This is a genomic window from Pseudoteredinibacter isoporae (assembly GCF_011602085.1).
Classification (GTDB): Bacteria; Pseudomonadota; Gammaproteobacteria; order Pseudomonadales; family Cellvibrionaceae; genus Pseudoteredinibacter; species Pseudoteredinibacter isoporae.
The window spans coordinates 1,641,924-1,657,826 of sequence record NZ_JAAONY010000002.1 but is presented as its reverse complement, the minus strand read 5'-3'; the positions used below and the strand labels follow the sequence as shown (position 1 = coordinate 1,657,826).

14 protein-coding genes and 2 tRNA genes are annotated in these 15,903 nt (G+C 50.7%); 15 read left to right on the top strand and 1 reads right to left on the bottom strand.

Translation table 11 applies throughout. From position 1 onward, the window contains the following. Positions 1-25 precede the first annotated feature (25 nt). From G8768_RS15735 to minE, 15 genes are all read left to right on the top strand, one after another. On the top strand, positions 26-544 hold the full coding sequence (locus G8768_RS15735) for an OmpA family protein (protein ID WP_166844998.1): 519 nt from the start codon (positions 26-28) through the stop codon (positions 542-544). Positions 545-553: 9 nt separating this feature from the next. Continuing rightward, positions 554-1,324, top strand: coding sequence for a YbgF trimerization domain-containing protein (locus G8768_RS15730; protein WP_166845001.1), 771 nt, complete (start codon positions 554-556; stop codon positions 1,322-1,324). 100 nt (positions 1,325-1,424) lie between these two features. Continuing rightward, positions 1,425-2,075, top strand: coding sequence for a 7-carboxy-7-deazaguanine synthase QueE (queE, locus tag G8768_RS15725; protein WP_166845005.1), 651 nt, complete (start codon positions 1,425-1,427; stop codon positions 2,073-2,075). A 104-nt stretch (positions 2,076-2,179) separates the two neighbouring features. Beyond that, positions 2,180-2,992, top strand: coding sequence for a hypothetical protein (locus tag G8768_RS15720; RefSeq protein ID WP_166845009.1), 813 nt, complete (start codon positions 2,180-2,182; stop codon positions 2,990-2,992). A gap of 31 nt (positions 2,993-3,023) precedes the next feature. Beyond that, positions 3,024-3,701, top strand: coding sequence for a 7-cyano-7-deazaguanine synthase QueC (gene queC / locus G8768_RS15715; RefSeq protein WP_166845023.1), 678 nt, complete (start codon positions 3,024-3,026; stop codon positions 3,699-3,701). Between the two features lie 107 nt (positions 3,702-3,808). After that, positions 3,809-3,884, top strand: a tRNA-Lys gene (locus tag G8768_RS15710). A gap of 66 nt (positions 3,885-3,950) precedes the next feature. Further along, positions 3,951-4,026, top strand: a tRNA-Lys gene (locus G8768_RS15705). A 280-nt stretch (positions 4,027-4,306) separates the two neighbouring features. Next, complete coding sequence (locus G8768_RS15700) at positions 4,307-5,239, top strand: alpha/beta fold hydrolase (RefSeq protein ID WP_166845025.1); 933 nt, start codon at positions 4,307-4,309, stop codon at positions 5,237-5,239. Between the two features lie 146 nt (positions 5,240-5,385). Continuing rightward, complete coding sequence (gene nadA, locus G8768_RS15695; RefSeq protein ID WP_166845027.1) at positions 5,386-6,444, top strand: quinolinate synthase NadA; 1,059 nt, start codon at positions 5,386-5,388, stop codon at positions 6,442-6,444. Between the two features lie 179 nt (positions 6,445-6,623). Next, positions 6,624-10,247, top strand: a complete 3,624-nt coding sequence (dnaE, locus tag G8768_RS15690; RefSeq protein WP_166845029.1) for a DNA polymerase III subunit alpha — start codon at positions 6,624-6,626, stop codon at positions 10,245-10,247. 261 nt (positions 10,248-10,508) lie between these two features. Next, the gene (locus G8768_RS15685; protein WP_166845031.1) at positions 10,509-11,465 is read left to right on the top strand and encodes an acetyl-CoA carboxylase carboxyltransferase subunit alpha; all 957 of its coding nucleotides are present in this window, start codon (positions 10,509-10,511) and stop codon (positions 11,463-11,465) included. A gap of 67 nt (positions 11,466-11,532) precedes the next feature. Continuing rightward, complete coding sequence (locus G8768_RS15680; RefSeq protein ID WP_166845033.1) at positions 11,533-12,264, top strand: SDR family oxidoreductase; 732 nt, start codon at positions 11,533-11,535, stop codon at positions 12,262-12,264. Positions 12,265-12,422: 158 nt separating this feature from the next. Further along, on the top strand, positions 12,423-13,256 hold the full coding sequence (minC, locus tag G8768_RS15675; RefSeq protein WP_166845035.1) for a septum site-determining protein MinC: 834 nt from the start codon (positions 12,423-12,425) through the stop codon (positions 13,254-13,256). A gap of 8 nt (positions 13,257-13,264) precedes the next feature. Further along, the gene (gene minD / locus G8768_RS15670; protein ID WP_166845037.1) at positions 13,265-14,071 is read left to right on the top strand and encodes a septum site-determining protein MinD; all 807 of its coding nucleotides are present in this window, start codon (positions 13,265-13,267) and stop codon (positions 14,069-14,071) included. Position 14,072: 1 nt separating this feature from the next. Continuing rightward, positions 14,073-14,324 (top strand): cell division topological specificity factor MinE, encoded by a 252-nt coding sequence (gene minE, locus G8768_RS15665; protein WP_166845039.1) that lies wholly within the window; start codon positions 14,073-14,075, stop codon positions 14,322-14,324. Between the two features lie 71 nt (positions 14,325-14,395). Here minE and G8768_RS15660 read toward each other — a convergent pair whose 3' ends face one another. Beyond that, positions 14,396-15,901: a parallel beta-helix domain-containing protein gene (locus tag G8768_RS15660; protein ID WP_166845042.1), complete on the bottom strand. Its 1,506-nt coding sequence runs from the start codon at positions 15,899-15,901 to the stop codon at positions 14,396-14,398. Positions 15,902-15,903 lie beyond the last annotated feature (2 nt).

Here is a 15,903-nt window from a genome sequence, read left to right as displayed (position 1 = left end):
GTATAAAGATTATTGGGAGTTAACTATGACACTTAAAACAATTAAAAATAGCTTGGGCTTGGCCTTTATTCTGGCAGCTATGGCCGGCTGTAGCAGCACAGGCACCAGCGAAGACGCTAATGCCAATGCCAACGGCTCTGCCAATGGTGCTGATTCCGGCGTTGCCACAGGTACTGCTGACAGTAACGGTTTAAGCAGCGGCGACAACAGCGATGCTTACGCTGAGTTAGACACCGTATTTTACTTCGATTTCGATCAAAGCCTGCTGCGTCCTGAGTCTCGCACCGCGTTGACTGGCCACGCCGCTCGTTTGAAAGCATCTGGCGACAACGTTCGTCTGGAAGGTCACGCTGATGACCGTGGTACCCGTGAATACAACATGGCTCTGGGTGAGCGTCGTGCCAACGCCGTACGTGACTTCCTGTTGCTGCAAGGCGTAAACGCCAGCCAACTGGAAACTGTCAGCTACGGTGAAGAGCGTCCAGCTCAAGACGGCACCAGCGATTACGCTCGTGGCCAAAACCGTCGTGTTGAATTGAAGTAAGTTATTTCAATGAAAGCTCCATTTTATACCGCTGCTTTTGCAGCGGTTTCTTTATCTGCTTCCCAACTGGCCTTCGCTCAGGCTCAGGTTGTTGATACCCAGCCGATTGTTGATAATCGCAGCCCAGCCATTTCCCAGGCGGCGCCTGCCACGGCGAACAGCCAGGCCCAGGTTTTTTATCAACTGCAGCAGCTACAGCAGGAAGTTCTTCAGCTGAGAGGTTTGGTTGAAGAGCAGGCTTTTGAAATCAAGCGTTTGAAGCAGCAACGCATGGACGACTATCTGGATCTGGATCGTCGCCTGGCGGCAGTATCGAAAACGGTCCCCAGTGCATCTCCAGGTGCAGCCATTAACCCGGCGGCAACCGTTGCCAACACGGTTTCAGCCGCGACTCAGCCTGCGTCCGCAGGAGATCTACAAGATTACCGCACCGCGATTGATCTGGTTTTGCATAAGCAAGACTACGATCAGGGCGAACAACTCCTGCTGCAACACATCAGTAACTATCCCAACAGTAAGTTCTTGCCGAACTCACAGTACTGGTTGGGCCAAATCTATCTGATCAAGCGTGATTATGAACAAGCGAAGCAGCGCTTCCTGATCGTAAAAGAGCAGTTCCCCAATCACGATAAGCATATCGATGCTGTATTCAAGCTGGGCAAGGCATATCACCTGCTGGGTGACAACGCCAACGCTATGCCTAATCTTCAAGAGGCCGCTAAAGACCCTGGTTCGGTAGGGAATTTGGCGAAGAAATACCTCGATAAGAACTTTCGCTAGTACTCGCTTCATTTAGCCAAGCGGCTCTGGAATAGGGGCGCCGAATTCTGTAGAATCGGCGCCCTTTGTTTGTCTGGCCAAAAAATGCACAGTGAGAAGTATGGACTCCAAGCAGCTTAGAATCACCGAAATCTTCCACTCTCTACAGGGGGAGGCGATCAGTGCGGGATTGCGCACGGTATTCGTTCGCCTGACCGGCTGTCCGCTGCGCTGTAACTATTGTGATTCGGAGTATGCTTTTTTTGGCGGCGAAAAAATGAGCCTGAAGGCTATTGTTGAAAAGGTGACATCCTACGACGCCGAGCATGTCTGCGTTACGGGTGGAGAACCCTTGTCTCAGCCGAACTGCCTTCCTCTGCTAAGTGCGCTGTGCGATGAAGGATTTGCGGTATCACTGGAGACCAGCGGTGCGATGCCGATAGATAGTGTAGATTCTCGCGTATCGAGGGTGATGGATCTGAAAACTCCGGATTCCGGCGAGGCTCACCGCAACCGCTATGAAAACATCGAATTGCTCAATCAGCACGACCAGCTCAAATTCGTGATTTGCAGCCGAGCGGATTACGAGTGGGCTCGATTTAAATTAGAAGAGTATAATTTAACCCAGAGGGTCGCTGAAGTGCTGTTTTCAGCGAGCCATGAAGAGTTACCGCATCGGGATTTGGCCGACTGGATTGTGGCAGATCGATTGCCCGTACGCTTTCAAATGCAATTGCATAAGATTTTGTGGGGGGATCAGCCGGGATTCTAAGCCCTGTCCCCCTGCCGGAAGCCAGATGATTTATTGGCGCTGGATGAGTGCGGTTTGCTGCCTTATTCGGCCTGTCGATGCCCACGCTTCAGGTTAAACGTAGTATGAAGATCAAGCTCACACGAATCATTGTCGCCAGTTGTTTCCTTCTTATGGCCATGAAGGCCTGGTCTCAGGATTCCAAAGACACACCGCAAGGCCATGAGCTGTTGCAAATGGTGGTGACCAATATCGCCCCTTGGGGTTCCTTGAACAAAGGCATGCCCGAAGGTCTGTACGTAAATTTACTCCAGGACATTGGACGAGAGTGGGGCAAAGCCTACCAGTTGAAAGTCATGCCTTATGCGCGGGTGGTGCGCGATATTGAAATGGGCAAGGCGGATCTCAGTGTATTGTTTGACTCGCCCGGAGCAGAAGCAGCGGGGCATCGTATTCTTCCTCTGCCGCCCGTCGATGTCATCGTCGTTATGCGTGATGACCTGGAGTTGAAAGATCTTGAAACCCGTCCGGAAATTAAAATTGGCCGCTTGCGCTTGGGTTTTTATGGTGAGAAGAGCTTGCGGGTCAGAGAAGAGCAATGGTTGAGCATTAACTCCATCGCCCAAGGTGTTGGAATGCTTGAGCGTAAAAGGTTGCATATGTTGGTGACGACGGCGCCGGCCTATAAATACGCGTTGAGAAGATTGAACATAGACGGTGTCGATGGGGTGAGAGCTGTTCACGTCGACAGTGTGCGCGGCTCAATATTTCTGTCGCGCTTGAGTGAACTGCCTCTTGAGAGGGTAAAAGCGGCGGCGAAACGGGCAATGGTGAGGCATTGGGATGAGTTGCAAGCCATCAGCCAGCTTCACAATGCCAGCAATGTTTTGCATGATGCTTCGCTGGATTATGAGACGCCGACATTGGCTGGCCGTTAAGGCCATTTAAATAAAAGAACTAAGGTTTGTTATGACTGCAAAAAAGGCCGTGATTCTTGTATCCGGTGGCCTGGATTCCACAACGGTTTTAGCGATTGCGAAAAGCCAGGGGTATGAATGCTATACCCTGAGTTTTGATTACGGTCAGCGTCACCGTGCAGAGTTGGACGCAGCTGAGCGCACTTCCCGGCTGATGGGTGCAGCCGAGCACAAGGTGGTGAGCCTGGACCTTGGGACAATTGGTGGCTCGGCGTTGACCGATACGTCCATCGATGTACCGGAGGATGAAAGCGAGGGGATTCCGGTCACTTATGTGCCTGCGCGCAACACCGTGTTTTTATCCATTGCACTGGGCTGGGCCGAAGTGTTGGGTGCTCAGGATATCTTTATCGGTGTCAACGCCGTGGATTATTCGGGGTATCCCGATTGTCGTGGCGAATACATTCAGGCCTTCGAGCAGATGGCCAACCTGGCAACCAAAGCGGCGGTGGAAGGTCAGCAGGTTCGAATTCAGACACCATTATTGGAGCTGACTAAGGCTGAAATTATCCAGCAGGGCACGGAACTTGGGGTGGATTATCGCACTACAGTATCCTGTTATCAGGCAGACGAGCGGGGACATGCCTGCGCGGTATGTGACAGTTGCCGCTTGCGTCGACAAGGTTTTGAAGACGCCGGCGTTGAGGACGCCACACTCTATCAGGCCTGAAGTCGAGGTTTTGTATAAGCAGTTGTTTTGTGGTGAAAAAAATCTCAATTTTCTCAAAAAAAGGCCTTGTCTTTTGCCATTAAATCATTAAGATATGCGCCTCTTTTGGGTCGTTAGCTCAGTTGGTAGAGCAGTTGGCTTTTAACCAATTGGTCACTGGTTCGAATCCAGTACGACCCACCATATTCAGATTTGAAGTTTTAACTGAGCGGCTTTAAATCAAACAGAACTTATATACCACGAGTTTACGGGTCGTTAGCTCAGTTGGTAGAGCAGTTGGCTTTTAACCAATTGGTCACTGGTTCGAATCCAGTACGACCCACCATATACAAAAAAAGCCACCCAGTCGGGTGGCTTTTTTTGTATGGGTCGGGCCACATTAAAACAAGGTATCTCAGGTCGCTTTGGCTGAATTTTAATAAATATTCGTCCAGACTTTTCTCACGGCGGAGAGCAGCTCCAGTAGCCTCATTCCCTAAATACAATCCTGCCCCTGATCAAAACCGCCTCGGCTCGGGATCGGGAATCCGCCTCTTCCCCCTGCCGCAACAGCCCTTTATAGTATGCTTCTCATTTCGTCTGCAATAACAATAAAAGGCATATCAGTGAGCCAAGAAACTCTGTTTGAAGAATGGCAAAAGGAAATCCCCGGCGACAAACTTTACCGCTGCAGTTGGCGCATAGAAAAGCCAAAAGCGATTGTTCAACTCGCCCACGGCATGGGGGAGCATATCGGCCGCTATGATGGCTTTGCCCGCTTCCTCAATGCGCAGGGTTATAGCGTATACGGTGCTGACCACCGTGGCCACGGGAAAAGCTCGATCCCAAGCAGCTATGGCCATATGGGTAAAAAGGGCTGGGAAGGCTGTCTTGACGATATGGCGGAAATCGCGGACAAGGCGCGAGAGCAAAACCCGGATATCCCATTGTTTCTCTTTGGCCACAGCATGGGAGCGGCGTTATCCCAGCAGTTAATTACCGATATTGAGATTCCTTACGATGGGGTGATCCTGTCTGGTTCTCCAGGTTTTGTGAGCCCCTTGCTGGCTAAGCTTGGGCGCGCGGTGTCGCGCTTTGAAAGCTGGCGCAGAACCGACGCTGGCAACAGTGGTGTGCTGAAGGCGCTGGTGTTCGATGGCAATAATAAGGCGTTTAAAAATGATGGCGACAGCGGCTATGAATGGCTGAGCCGGGACGAGGCCCAGGTTCAAGCTTATGTGGATGATCCTGCTTGTGGGTTTGTCTTAAGCAATGGCAGCATGGCGGAGTTCTTTAATGGACTGCTGGAAGGTCAAAAAGCGGAAGCGGTAAGGGCCATCCCGACAAGTATGGCTATGCTGATTTTGTCGGGCAGTGCCGACCCGGTTCACCAGGACACCAAAAACCTGCGTACTATGCGCCTGGCCTATGAGCAGCAAGGCTTGAACCCCGACTACACCCTCTATCGTGGCGGCCGCCATGAAATGCTCAATGAAAGCAATTCGGAGCAGGTTTACAGCGACATTTTGTCCTGGTTAGACGCTAAAGTTGACGCCTAAAGCATTAAGTTTGTATGTGCTTACTATCGTAGTAAGGTCTTATATATAAGACCTTACGATTCTTCATTTTCTAAGTCAGACAGTGTTGCTGGGCCTAAGGCGATTTATGGTAGAATCGCCCTCCGATTAGCCAGTTGGATAAATGCATGACCATTGTGAGCGATAGACATTCCAAGGATGTCTATGACTTAGTTAAAGACCATATCGCCAACCTTAGCCAGACCCCCAAGTATACTCCCGAGCAGCAAGCGGCCTATAAAGAAAAAATCAAAGCCAAGCTAGAGGAGCACAATGCGGTGCTGGTGGCCCACTATTACACCGATCCCATAGTGCAGGCCCTGGCGGAGGAAACCGGTGGCTGTGTCTCCGATTCCCTGGAGATGGCCCGTTTTGGTCGCGACCATGATGCCGACACCTTGATTGTGGCGGGCGTTAAGTTCATGGGTGAGACGGCAAAAATCCTCACACCCCACAAGCGCGTATTAATGCCAACTCTGGAAGCGACCTGTTCGCTGGATCTGGGCTGCCCGATTGACGAGTTTTCCGACTTTTGTGATCAGCACCCGGATCGCACCGTTGTTGTGTACGCCAATACCTCGGCGGCGGTAAAAGCACGTGCTGACTGGGTAGTGACCTCTTCCATTGCTCTGGATGTTGTTGATCATCTGGATGCCGAAGGTGAGAAAATTATCTGGGCACCGGATAAACACTTGGGGACGTATGTCGCCGATCAAACCGGTGCGGACATCATTCTGTGGGACAGTGCCTGCATTGTGCACGAAGAGTTCAAGGCCAAGGGTATTGAAGACCTGAAAGCCTTGTATCCTGATGCGGCAGTATTGGTGCACCCCGAATCACCGAAAGCGGTGGTCGATCTGGCCGATGTTGCGGGTTCAACTTCACAGCTGATTAATGCCTCGCAAACCCTGCCGAACCAGCAGTTTATCGTGGCGACCGATCAGGGCATCTTCTACAAGATGCAGCAGCTGAGTCCCGAGAAGGAATTTTACATTGCGCCGACTGCCGGTTCAGGTGCCACTTGCCGCAGTTGCGCCAACTGTCCATGGATGGCAATGAACGAACTGGATGCGCTGGCGTCCGTGTTCGACAAGCCGGAAAATGAAATCTTTGTGGATGAGGCCCTGATTCCAGCGGCCATGAAACCACTGCAGCGTATGCTGGATTTCGCCAAGGCAAATCAATAAGAAAAACACCTGTATCACTCAAACGCCCGCTGTTGCGGGCGTTTTTGTTTTTAGACATTAAAGCGCTTGCCATTCAGGGCCAGTAATGTCTGAATATGGGATGCTTCGGTTAGCCGTCACTTAAATGTGTTAACTGGAACATCCAATCGAAAAGCTCTTAAGAAAAACAGCGAGACTCCATGTCCACCTCATTTATTCACTTGCGTCTACACACGGAATACTCCCTGGTAGACAGTATCGTACGCATTAAGCCCCTGGTTGCGAAAGTTGCCGAAATGGGAATGCCTGCGGTCGCGGTAACCGACCATTGCAACTTTTATGGTTTGATCAAGTTTTATAATGCTTGTCATGGAGCTGGTGTGAAGCCAATTGCTGGAGCGGATTTCTGGGTGGCACCGGAAGATGGCGAGGGCAAGCCGACCTTGCTGACCTTATTGGCGATGGGGCCGAAAGGCTATCGCAACATTACCGAGTTGATTTCCAAGGCTTATCAGGAAGGCCAGGTGCATGCGCACCCCTATCTCAAGCGCGAATGGCTGAGCGAAAAAAATGAAGACATTATTGCTTTGTCGGGAGGCCGGCTGGGTGATATTGGATTATCACTGGTAGCGGAACGACGTGCTCAGGCAGAAGCGTCCCTGCAACGCTGGATGCAGGATTTCCCCGATCGTTTTTATCTTGAGTTACAGCGCACCGGGCGCGAAAACGAAGAAGATTACCTGCATGCCGCTGTTGATTTAGCAACGGCGGCTCAATGCCCGGTTGTCGCCACCAACGATGTTCGTTTTTTGGATGCTGAAGAGTTTGAAGTGCATGAAGCACGAGTTTGTATCGGTGAAGGTATGGCTCTGGACGACAAACGTCGCGAGCGTAAATATTCCGACCAGCAATACCTGCGCAGCCCGGCTGAGATGGAAGAATTGTTCAGCGATATTCCTGAAGCTCTGCAGAACTCGGTAGAAATTGCCAAGCGTTGCAGTGTGGATATTGAATTGGGTACCTATTACTTACCGGATTACCCAATCCCCGATGATTTTGAATCGGATCCATTTTTCAAAGAACGCATTCCCTACGACACCCTTCAGGGATGGGCGGCGAAAGCCATGCAGGAAAAATGGGCTGGACGTGAAGGCGAAGCTGAATATGCCGCGATGCTGCAGACCAACGTCTTCTTTGAAAAAATTTCTTACGAAGGTTTATTTGAACGTCTGGATATTATTCTGCCCGATACGGAAGCGGATGATTACCCGGCGCGTTTGAAGGAATACACAGATCGCCTGCAGTTCGAACTCGATATTATTATGCAGATGGGATTCCCAGGGTACTTCCTCATCGTAATGGACTTTATCCAGTGGGCGAAAGATCACGATATTCCCGTGGGGCCGGGGCGTGGTTCTGGTGCGGGGTCTTTGGTGGCCTATGCCCAGAAAATTACCGACCTCGATCCATTGGAATACGATCTGCTGTTCGAGCGATTCCTGAACCCGGAACGGGTTTCGATGCCCGACTTCGACGTTGACTTCTGCATGGACAACCGAGATCAGGTGATCAGCTATGTGGCCGACACCTATGGTCGTGATGCGGTAAGTCAGATTATTACCTTCGGTACCATGGCCGCAAAAGCTGTGGTGCGCGACGTGGCTCGTGCCCAGGGCAAGTCCTACGGCTTGGCCGACAAACTCTCGAAACTGATTCCGGCCGATCCGGGGATGACTCTCGCTAAAGCCTATGACGGCGAAGAAGCCCTGAGAGAATTTTTGGCGGACGATGCTGATGGTCAGGAAATCTGGGACATGGCCAAGCAGCTCGAAGGTGTGGCCCGTAACGTGGGTAAGCACGCCGGTGGTGTTGTTATTGCGCCCACCAAACTGACCGACTTTGCGCCGCTGTACTGTGATGAAAGCGGTGCGGGCCTGGTAACCCAGTACGATAAAAACGATGTGGAATCAGCGGGTCTGGTGAAGTTTGACTTCCTGGGGTTGCGTACCCTGACCATCATCGACTGGGCGAAAAAAATGATCGACAAGCGACTGCTGGCCAAAGGCGAGCCCGAGCTTGATATTGCGGCCATCCCCCTAGACGATGACGAAACCTTTAAGCTGCTGAAAAGAGCCGAAACCACAGCGGTATTCCAGTTGGAATCCCGAGGTATGAAGGATCTGATTAAACGCCTCCAGCCCGATAATATTGAAGACATGATCGCACTGGTGGCGCTGTTCCGTCCGGGCCCTTTGGATTCGGGCATGGTTGATGACTTCGTAAACCGTAAGCACGGTCGAGCGGAAGTGGCTTACCCGGATGCAAAATATCAGCACGAAAAACTGGAACCGATTCTGAAGCCCACCTACGGGGTTATCGTTTACCAGGAGCAGGTCATGCAGATCGCTCAGGAACTCGCGGGTTACACCCTTGGTGGTGCGGACATGCTGCGTCGAGCCATGGGTAAGAAAAAACCCGAGGAAATGGCCAAGCAGCGTTCAACCTTTGAGGCAGGCGCCATCGAACAGGGCATTGATGGCACCCTGGCGATGAAAATTTTCGACCTGGTGGAAAAATTCGCGGGTTACGGTTTTAACAAATCCCACTCGGCTGCCTATGCGGTAGTGTCTTATCAAACGGCCTGGTTAAAGGCCCATTACCCCGCCCAGTTTATGGCGGCCACCATGTCTTCGGATATGGATAAAACCGAAAAGGTGGTGACCTTTATCGAGGAGTGTCGGGAGATGAAGCTGAAGCTTCTGCCGCCTGATGTCAACCTCGGAGAGTTCCAGTTCTCGGTCAATGATGAAGATGCGGTTGTTTATGGTTTGGGCGCGATTAAAGGTTTGGGTGAAGGCCCGGTAGAAGCCATTTTGAAAGCCCGCGAAGAAGGGCCTTTCAGCGATTTGTTTGACTTCTGTGCCCGAGTCGATTCACGCAAGGTAAACAAACGCGCGTTGGAAGCTCTGGTCAGTTGTGGCGCATTAGACAGCATCGGTCCGCAAGCCGATCTTGATTTATCCCGATCGATTTTGATGGATGCTATTCCGGAAGCGGTTAAAGCGGCTGAGCAGGCAAACGCGAATGCTAATGCTGGCATGGTCGATTTGTTTGGCGAAGTGGTTCCCCAGGCGTCTGCGGGTGATGTTTATGAAGAATTTGTCGAGCGTACCCGTCGCTGGAGTTTGAAAGAACGTTTGGAAGGCGAGCGTTCTACTCTGGGGCTCTATCTCACCGGCCACCCGATTGATGAATACCACGCCGAGATGAAGCACCTGGTCAGCTCGCGCATCAGTGAGTTACGCGCGGACAAGGAATCCCAACAAGTGGGTGGTCTGGTTGTCGACATGCGAGTGATGAAAACCAAGAAGGGCGCTTCCATGGCCATCGTGTCGCTGGATGATCGTACCGGTCGTATTGATGTGGCGATCTTTCCCGAGGCCTTTGAAAAATTCAAAGATCTACTGGCGAAAGACAATTTGCTGATTCTTACCGGCAAGGTCAGTCATGACGATTATTCCGGTGGTTTGAAGATGAGCACCGACGCCGTATCGAGCTTGACTCAGGCCCGCCAGCAACGTGCCAGGGGTTTAAAATTACAGATCGATAACACCAGCATGCCGAAAGACTTCATATCCCAGCTTGCAGGCGTTTTCAACCCGCATCTCAATGAGCAAGGTTGTCCATTGTTGGTGGAGTACAGTCGTCAGGACGCCCAGGCCGAGCTGGTTTTGGGGTCTCGCTGGCGAGTCGCTCCGAATGATGAGTTAATTGATGAGCTGAAGGCCAGTCTGGGCAGTGAGCGAGTCAGCCTGGTGTATTGATCGACGAGTGTGGATGCTGCGGACTGTAGGGGATCAACACGGGCAAATTGGCGCCTTAATTGGCGAGTTTGTCCGTCTCTCAAGACTGATTTATAGTCGACTCGGAAGGCGCTTTCGCGTATCGTTACGCCTATTTAAATGGTAGCGGAGTCACCGGCATTTGCGCGCTAAAGCTAGCTGTACAGGCGCTGAATATTTGCTGGTTTTTTGTACAGAGCTCCGTTCGGACCCCCATTAGAGAGCAAAGGCGCCCAAGCACCTATGAACCCAAATTACCTGGATTTTGAGCAGCCCATTGCCGACCTGGAAGCCAAGATTGAAGAGCTTCAGTTGGTAAGTGCGGATAACGATCTCAATATTACTGAAGAAATCAGCAAGCTCCGCGAAAAGAGCAATAAGCTGACCGAGAGTCTGTATTCCAATTTGAGTCCTTGGGACATCGTAAAGGTCGCTCGCCATCCACAGCGCCCTTACAGCTCAGATTATATTGCTCGAATTTTTGATGATTGGGATGAGTTGCACGGTGATCGTCACTTCGGAGATGACAAGGCCATCATTGGTGGTGTTGCTCGTCTGGAAGGCAAGCCGGTTATGGTTATCGGTGAAGAGAAAGGCCGCAGCGTAACCGAAAAAGTAAGCCGTAACTTTGGTATGCCCCGTCCAGAGGGTTATCGTAAAGCTCTGCGTTTGATGGAAATGGCCGAGCGTTTCAAAATGCCGGTTCTGACGTTGATCGACACTCCGGGGGCCTATCCGGGTATCGATTCGGAAGAGCGCGGTATTTCTGAAGCTATTGCCCAGAACCTGGCTGTCATGTCTCGCCTGCGTACGCCCATTATCTGCACCGTGATCGGTGAAGGTTCTTCCGGTGGTGCCTTGGCGATTGGTGTGGGTGATCAACTGAATATGTTGCAGTACTCCACTTATTTTGTAATTTCTCCGGAAGGCTGTGCCAACATTATCTGGAAAACCGTTGAGAAAGCGCCGCTGGCTGCCGAAGCCATGGGGGTGACTTCTGATAATCTGGAAAATCTGGGCATTGTCGATACGACAATTCCAGAACCACTGGGCGGTGCTCACCGGGATATCGATACCATGGCCGCGAGCTTAAAAACTCATTTGGTCGAGCAGGTGGATCGTCTGGCAGAGGTGCCCATCGAAGAGCTTCTGGAAAAACGCTACGAGCGTTTAATGAGCTACGGCAACCCGGACGCCTAAAACAAAAAGCCCGCGCAAGCGGGTTTTTTTATGCCTGAAAAAACATTCAACTCGCAATGAGGTGACGATGGACAAGCTGGTTTTAATCACGGGCGCTGGTCGAGGAATCGGTGCGGCAACGGCGAAACATTTGGCTGGCCAGGGGTATCGGGTCATTATTAATTATCGCCGCGATATACACAGTGCCGAAACCCTGCGTGACAACATCCTTGCCGGAGGAGGTCAGGCATATATCGCGCAGGCCGATATTGCCGATCAAACTCAGGTGAAAGATCTTTTCGAAATCATCGATCAGGAACACGGCCAACTCAGTCACCTCGTTAACAATGCTGGAATTCTGTTTAAGCAATGTGGCTTTGGGGATATTGACGCCGATCGTTTTAAAACCATTCTGAACACCAATGTGCTGGGCAGTTTCTATTGCTTGCAGGAGGCCATTAAGCGCATGGCGTCGGGGGCGGCTATTGTGAACGTCTCCTCTCTGGCGGCGATAACGGGTTCACCTTTTGAGTACATCGACTACGCCGCTTCAAAAGGTGCTCTGGATTCCATGACGGTAGGGCTGGCCAAAGAATTGGCGGGAAAAAATATTCGTGTGAACGGTGTGCGTCCGGGTTTAATTTATACCGAGATGCATGCCGACGGCGGTGAACCCGGGCGGGTTGATCGCCTTGCGGATCAGATCCCCTTACAGCGTGGCGGTGAGCCGGAAGAGGTGGCTCAGGCGATTGCCTGGTTGTTGTCTGAAGAGGCTTCGTTTGTCACTGGAAGCTTTATTGATGTCGCAGGTGGGAAGTAATCAGTATTTCGATCTGGTTGAAAATTGATCGTTTTAATCTTCCTGCTCCGCTCAATACGTAGCCTTGCCTTTTCTCTCGACTTTTCCGCTACCTTTTCCTCCCAAAGGCGGTAAACTAGGCACTTTGGCGAGTTTTTATATAAGGCCCATTGGCAGTAATGAGTTCATCTGAAGTGTGCTTCCAACTGAAAGGAAGCAATATCACCTCCATCGTGCTGGAGTTGAAGCAGTACCCCTCCACGGAATTTTTATCCCAATTGCAGGACAAAGTATCGCAGGCCCCGCAATTATTTGCGGATTCGGCTGTGGTCATCAGTCTTGAAAAATTCAGCCCTGAACATACCCACGTCGATTTTAAGCCGCTGATTGCCGATTGCTTTGAGGCCGGTTTGCATCCAATGGCATTTCGTTCTGTCGATGAAGCGTTGCTGGAATCGGTGAAAACTACGGGATTGCCGGCTTTGCCGGGGGCTGCACGCTCAGCGTCTGTTCATGCGGTTGAAGCAGATAATACCCCTGCCGCGGAATTGCTTCCCAATGGCGACGGTGAGCAGGTGGAGATGACACTTGAATCCCCGCGTGAGGAAGAGGCGGTAGAAGAAGCGGTCACAACGATTATTGAAACTCGTGTTGAAATTCAGGAAAAGCTGGTACATAGACCCGCAAAAATCATCGAGCGACCAGTACGTGGCGGCCAGCAAATTTACGCCGAAGGTTGCGATTTGATTGTGTTGGCCCAGGTGAGTGAAGGTGCCGAGGTGCTGGCGGACGGGAACATTCATATTTATGCGCCTTTACGCGGCCGTGCTCTGGCCGGTGTGAAAGGCGACAGCAATGCGCGAATTTTCTGCCAGCAGCTTGAAGCTGAATTGGTTTCAGTGGCGGGCATATTTATTTTAAGTGATGAGCTGAAGGACAAAGCCTGGAAGCAGGCAGCTCATATTCAATTAAAAGACGAGCGATTGACCATCGCTCAGATTAATGACAAGTAGGTGAACGAGTGGCAAAAATTATCGTAGTAACTTCAGGAAAAGGCGGTGTGGGTAAAACCACCACCAGTGCTTCCATTGGAACCGGCCTGGCCCAGCGCGGCCACAAAACCGTCATTATCGATTTCGATGTGGGCCTGCGTAATCTGGATTTGATTATGGGTTGTGAGCGTCGTGTGGTTTACGATTTTGTTAATGTAATTAATGGCGAAGCCAATCTGAAGCAGACCCTGATCAAGGATAAGCGCGTCGACAATCTGTACATCCTGCCGGCGTCCCAGACTCGCGATAAAGATGCCTTGACCCAGGAAGGCGTTGAAAAAGTTCTGGATGAGCTGAGCGAAGATTTCGACTTCATTGTTTGTGATTCCCCTGCCGGTATTGAGCGTGGTGCACAAATGGCCTTGTATTTTGCCGACATGGCAGTGGTTGTGACCAATCCTGAAGTCTCCTCCGTGCGTGACTCCGATCGTATTCTGGGTATTTTGCAGAGCAAATCCCGTAAGGCGGAAAAGGGCGAAGTGGTGGAAGAAAAACTGCTGTTGACCCGCTATAACCCAGAGCGTGTTGAAGAAGGCGAAATGCTCAGTGTTGAAGATGTGAAAGAAATTCTGGCCATTGAGCTTCTGGGTGTGATTCCTGAAAGTGAAGCCGTTTTGAAAGCCTCTAACCAGGGTAGCCCGGTAATTCTGGATTCGGATTCCAATTCCGGTCAGGCCTATGCTGATGCGGTTGGTCGTCTGTTCGGAGAAGAAATTGAGCACCGTTTCCTGGATGTCGAGAAGAAAGGATTCTTCAAGCGTTTGATGGGAGCGTAAGATGAGTATTTTTAGTTATTTCAGGTCTCAGAAAAAGCCGAGTTCGGCTTCCGTAGCGAAGGAACGTTTGCAGATTATTGTGGCCCACGAGCGCAATAAACGCGAGCAGCCTGAATACATCGAAAAAATGCAGCAGGAAATTCTCGCTGTTATCCGCAAGTATGTGGAAATCGATGATGAGCAAGTGAAGGTGAATCTGGACAATAATGACGAGTGTTCAATTCTGGAGTTGAATGTTACGCTACCAGAATAAACTTCTTTTCGACTTGCAACAAAAAAGGGCAGAGTTTTTACTCTGCCCTTTTTTGTTGGGTCCTGCTAATTCTAGTTGGTTCGGCTAAGCATGTACTCCGCTACGGCCAGACGAGTTTCTTCATCCAGATAATTTTGTGGCGGCATTTCCGGATAGTCGTCACGCTTTTTCACAGGGTTGGCAATGTAATCGGCCAGACCTTGAGGATTTTCCATGTACAGTGCTTGAATCAGCTGTACTGGTGGCCCAACGATGCGACCAGTGTAGCTGTGACAGCCGGTGCAGATACCCAGGTAAGCAATTTTACCTTTGTTCTCCGCAGTGATTTCACGCGGTGGCACAGGTTCGTCCAGTAGGTAAGTCACAACATCTTTGGTGTTGTTAAATTCACAGTCTTTGAAGTCATTAATGCCAACGGTGATGTAACGGTGACGGTTGTAAATGCAGCTATCGTTACTTTTACCAGCGCGAACAATATCCGGGTTGCCGGTTTTTAATTCGGTCAACATCAGGGCTTTTACTTCATCGATGGTGTCGTAACCGTTGCGCAGCATCAGGTTATCCAAAATAGCAACCTGATCGGGGTAGGGGTCAGAGCCTTCATCGATGGTTGTGTTCGGCGCATTGTAGTGATCGGTAATCATAATGCCGGCGGTTTTATTATCGGTGATGATGTTGTTTTCAATCACAACTTCATCGGCCGCCATTACCAGAATACCAGTGCCAGGTGGAATGCCTGCTACAGTCGAGCCAGGTGCACCAAAGTTTTTATGGTTGTTGCCCACAACAAAGTTGTTACGAATGATGACATCGTAGGTGGTTTTGATGGGCAGGCCCGGAGTAATAAAGGCCAGGATGCCGCCGGTGTTATTGTGAACATAGTTGTTTTCAACAATGCTGTGGCGACTGTTTTCAATTTCAATGCCGGCAACGGAGTCGAATACCTCATTGTGCGCAACGTGAATATTATCGCTCATGCCCACATAAATAGCGGCATCTTCAATGCCGGAAATAATATTGTGAGACACAATGCCATTCTTACCGAGCTGGGGGAAAATGCCGTAAACGCCGGTATCAACAATCACATTACCGCGGATCTCAAAATTGTTACCGGCCTGGCCCATAATGCCATTGCCTTTGTATTTTGTGATCAGAAAGTTTTCGACGGTGATGTTGTTACCAGAATACAAAATCGCATCGTTGAGTTCGCCTCGACCGTTCAGTTCGGCACGTTGACCTTCCTGAATCACACCGATTAAACGAATACTGTCTTTATCAATGTAAATAGTTTCTTCATATTTTCCGGGCATGACCATGATGGTATCGCCAGGCTTGGCGGCAATAACCGCATCCTGGATTTTCTGGCCGGGGTTCACCGTAATGGTGTCGCCGCTGCCGGGTAAAACCACATCGGCATTGCTCTTCAGTGTGTCGTCTTGCTTGGCTTCATAACCGCCAGCAAAACTTTTATCGGGTTTGTTGGCTTTAATGACAGGGGCATTGTCCTTGGCCAGGTATTGGCCGAGTCCAAAGCCAACTGCTAAGGTGATGGCCGCAAGTAAAAGGCTTTTGTTCATTG

Excerpts from the sequence above, each read along its gene's own strand:
- queC (WP_166845023.1), top strand. The coding sequence starts at position 3,024 with ATGACTGCAAAAAAGGCCGTGATTCTTGTATCCGGTGGCCTGGATTCC.
- G8768_RS15685 (WP_166845031.1), top strand. The coding sequence starts at position 10,509 with ATGAACCCAAATTACCTGGATTTTGAGCAGCCCATTGCCGACCTGGAA.
- G8768_RS15660 (WP_166845042.1), bottom strand. The coding sequence starts at position 15,901 with ATGAACAAAAGCCTTTTACTTGCGGCCATCACCTTAGCAGTTGGCTTT.
- minE (WP_166845039.1), top strand. The coding sequence starts at position 14,073 with ATGAGTATTTTTAGTTATTTCAGGTCTCAGAAAAAGCCGAGTTCGGCT.
- G8768_RS15735 (WP_166844998.1), top strand. The coding sequence starts at position 26 with ATGACACTTAAAACAATTAAAAATAGCTTGGGCTTGGCCTTTATTCTG.
- nadA (WP_166845027.1), top strand. The coding sequence starts at position 5,386 with ATGACCATTGTGAGCGATAGACATTCCAAGGATGTCTATGACTTAGTT.
- queE (WP_166845005.1), top strand. The coding sequence starts at position 1,425 with ATGGACTCCAAGCAGCTTAGAATCACCGAAATCTTCCACTCTCTACAG.
- G8768_RS15680 (WP_166845033.1), top strand. The coding sequence starts at position 11,533 with ATGGACAAGCTGGTTTTAATCACGGGCGCTGGTCGAGGAATCGGTGCG.
- G8768_RS15720 (WP_166845009.1), top strand. The coding sequence starts at position 2,180 with ATGAAGATCAAGCTCACACGAATCATTGTCGCCAGTTGTTTCCTTCTT.
- G8768_RS15730 (WP_166845001.1), top strand. The coding sequence starts at position 554 with ATGAAAGCTCCATTTTATACCGCTGCTTTTGCAGCGGTTTCTTTATCT.
- dnaE (WP_166845029.1), top strand. The coding sequence starts at position 6,624 with ATGTCCACCTCATTTATTCACTTGCGTCTACACACGGAATACTCCCTG.
- minC (WP_166845035.1), top strand. The coding sequence starts at position 12,423 with ATGAGTTCATCTGAAGTGTGCTTCCAACTGAAAGGAAGCAATATCACC.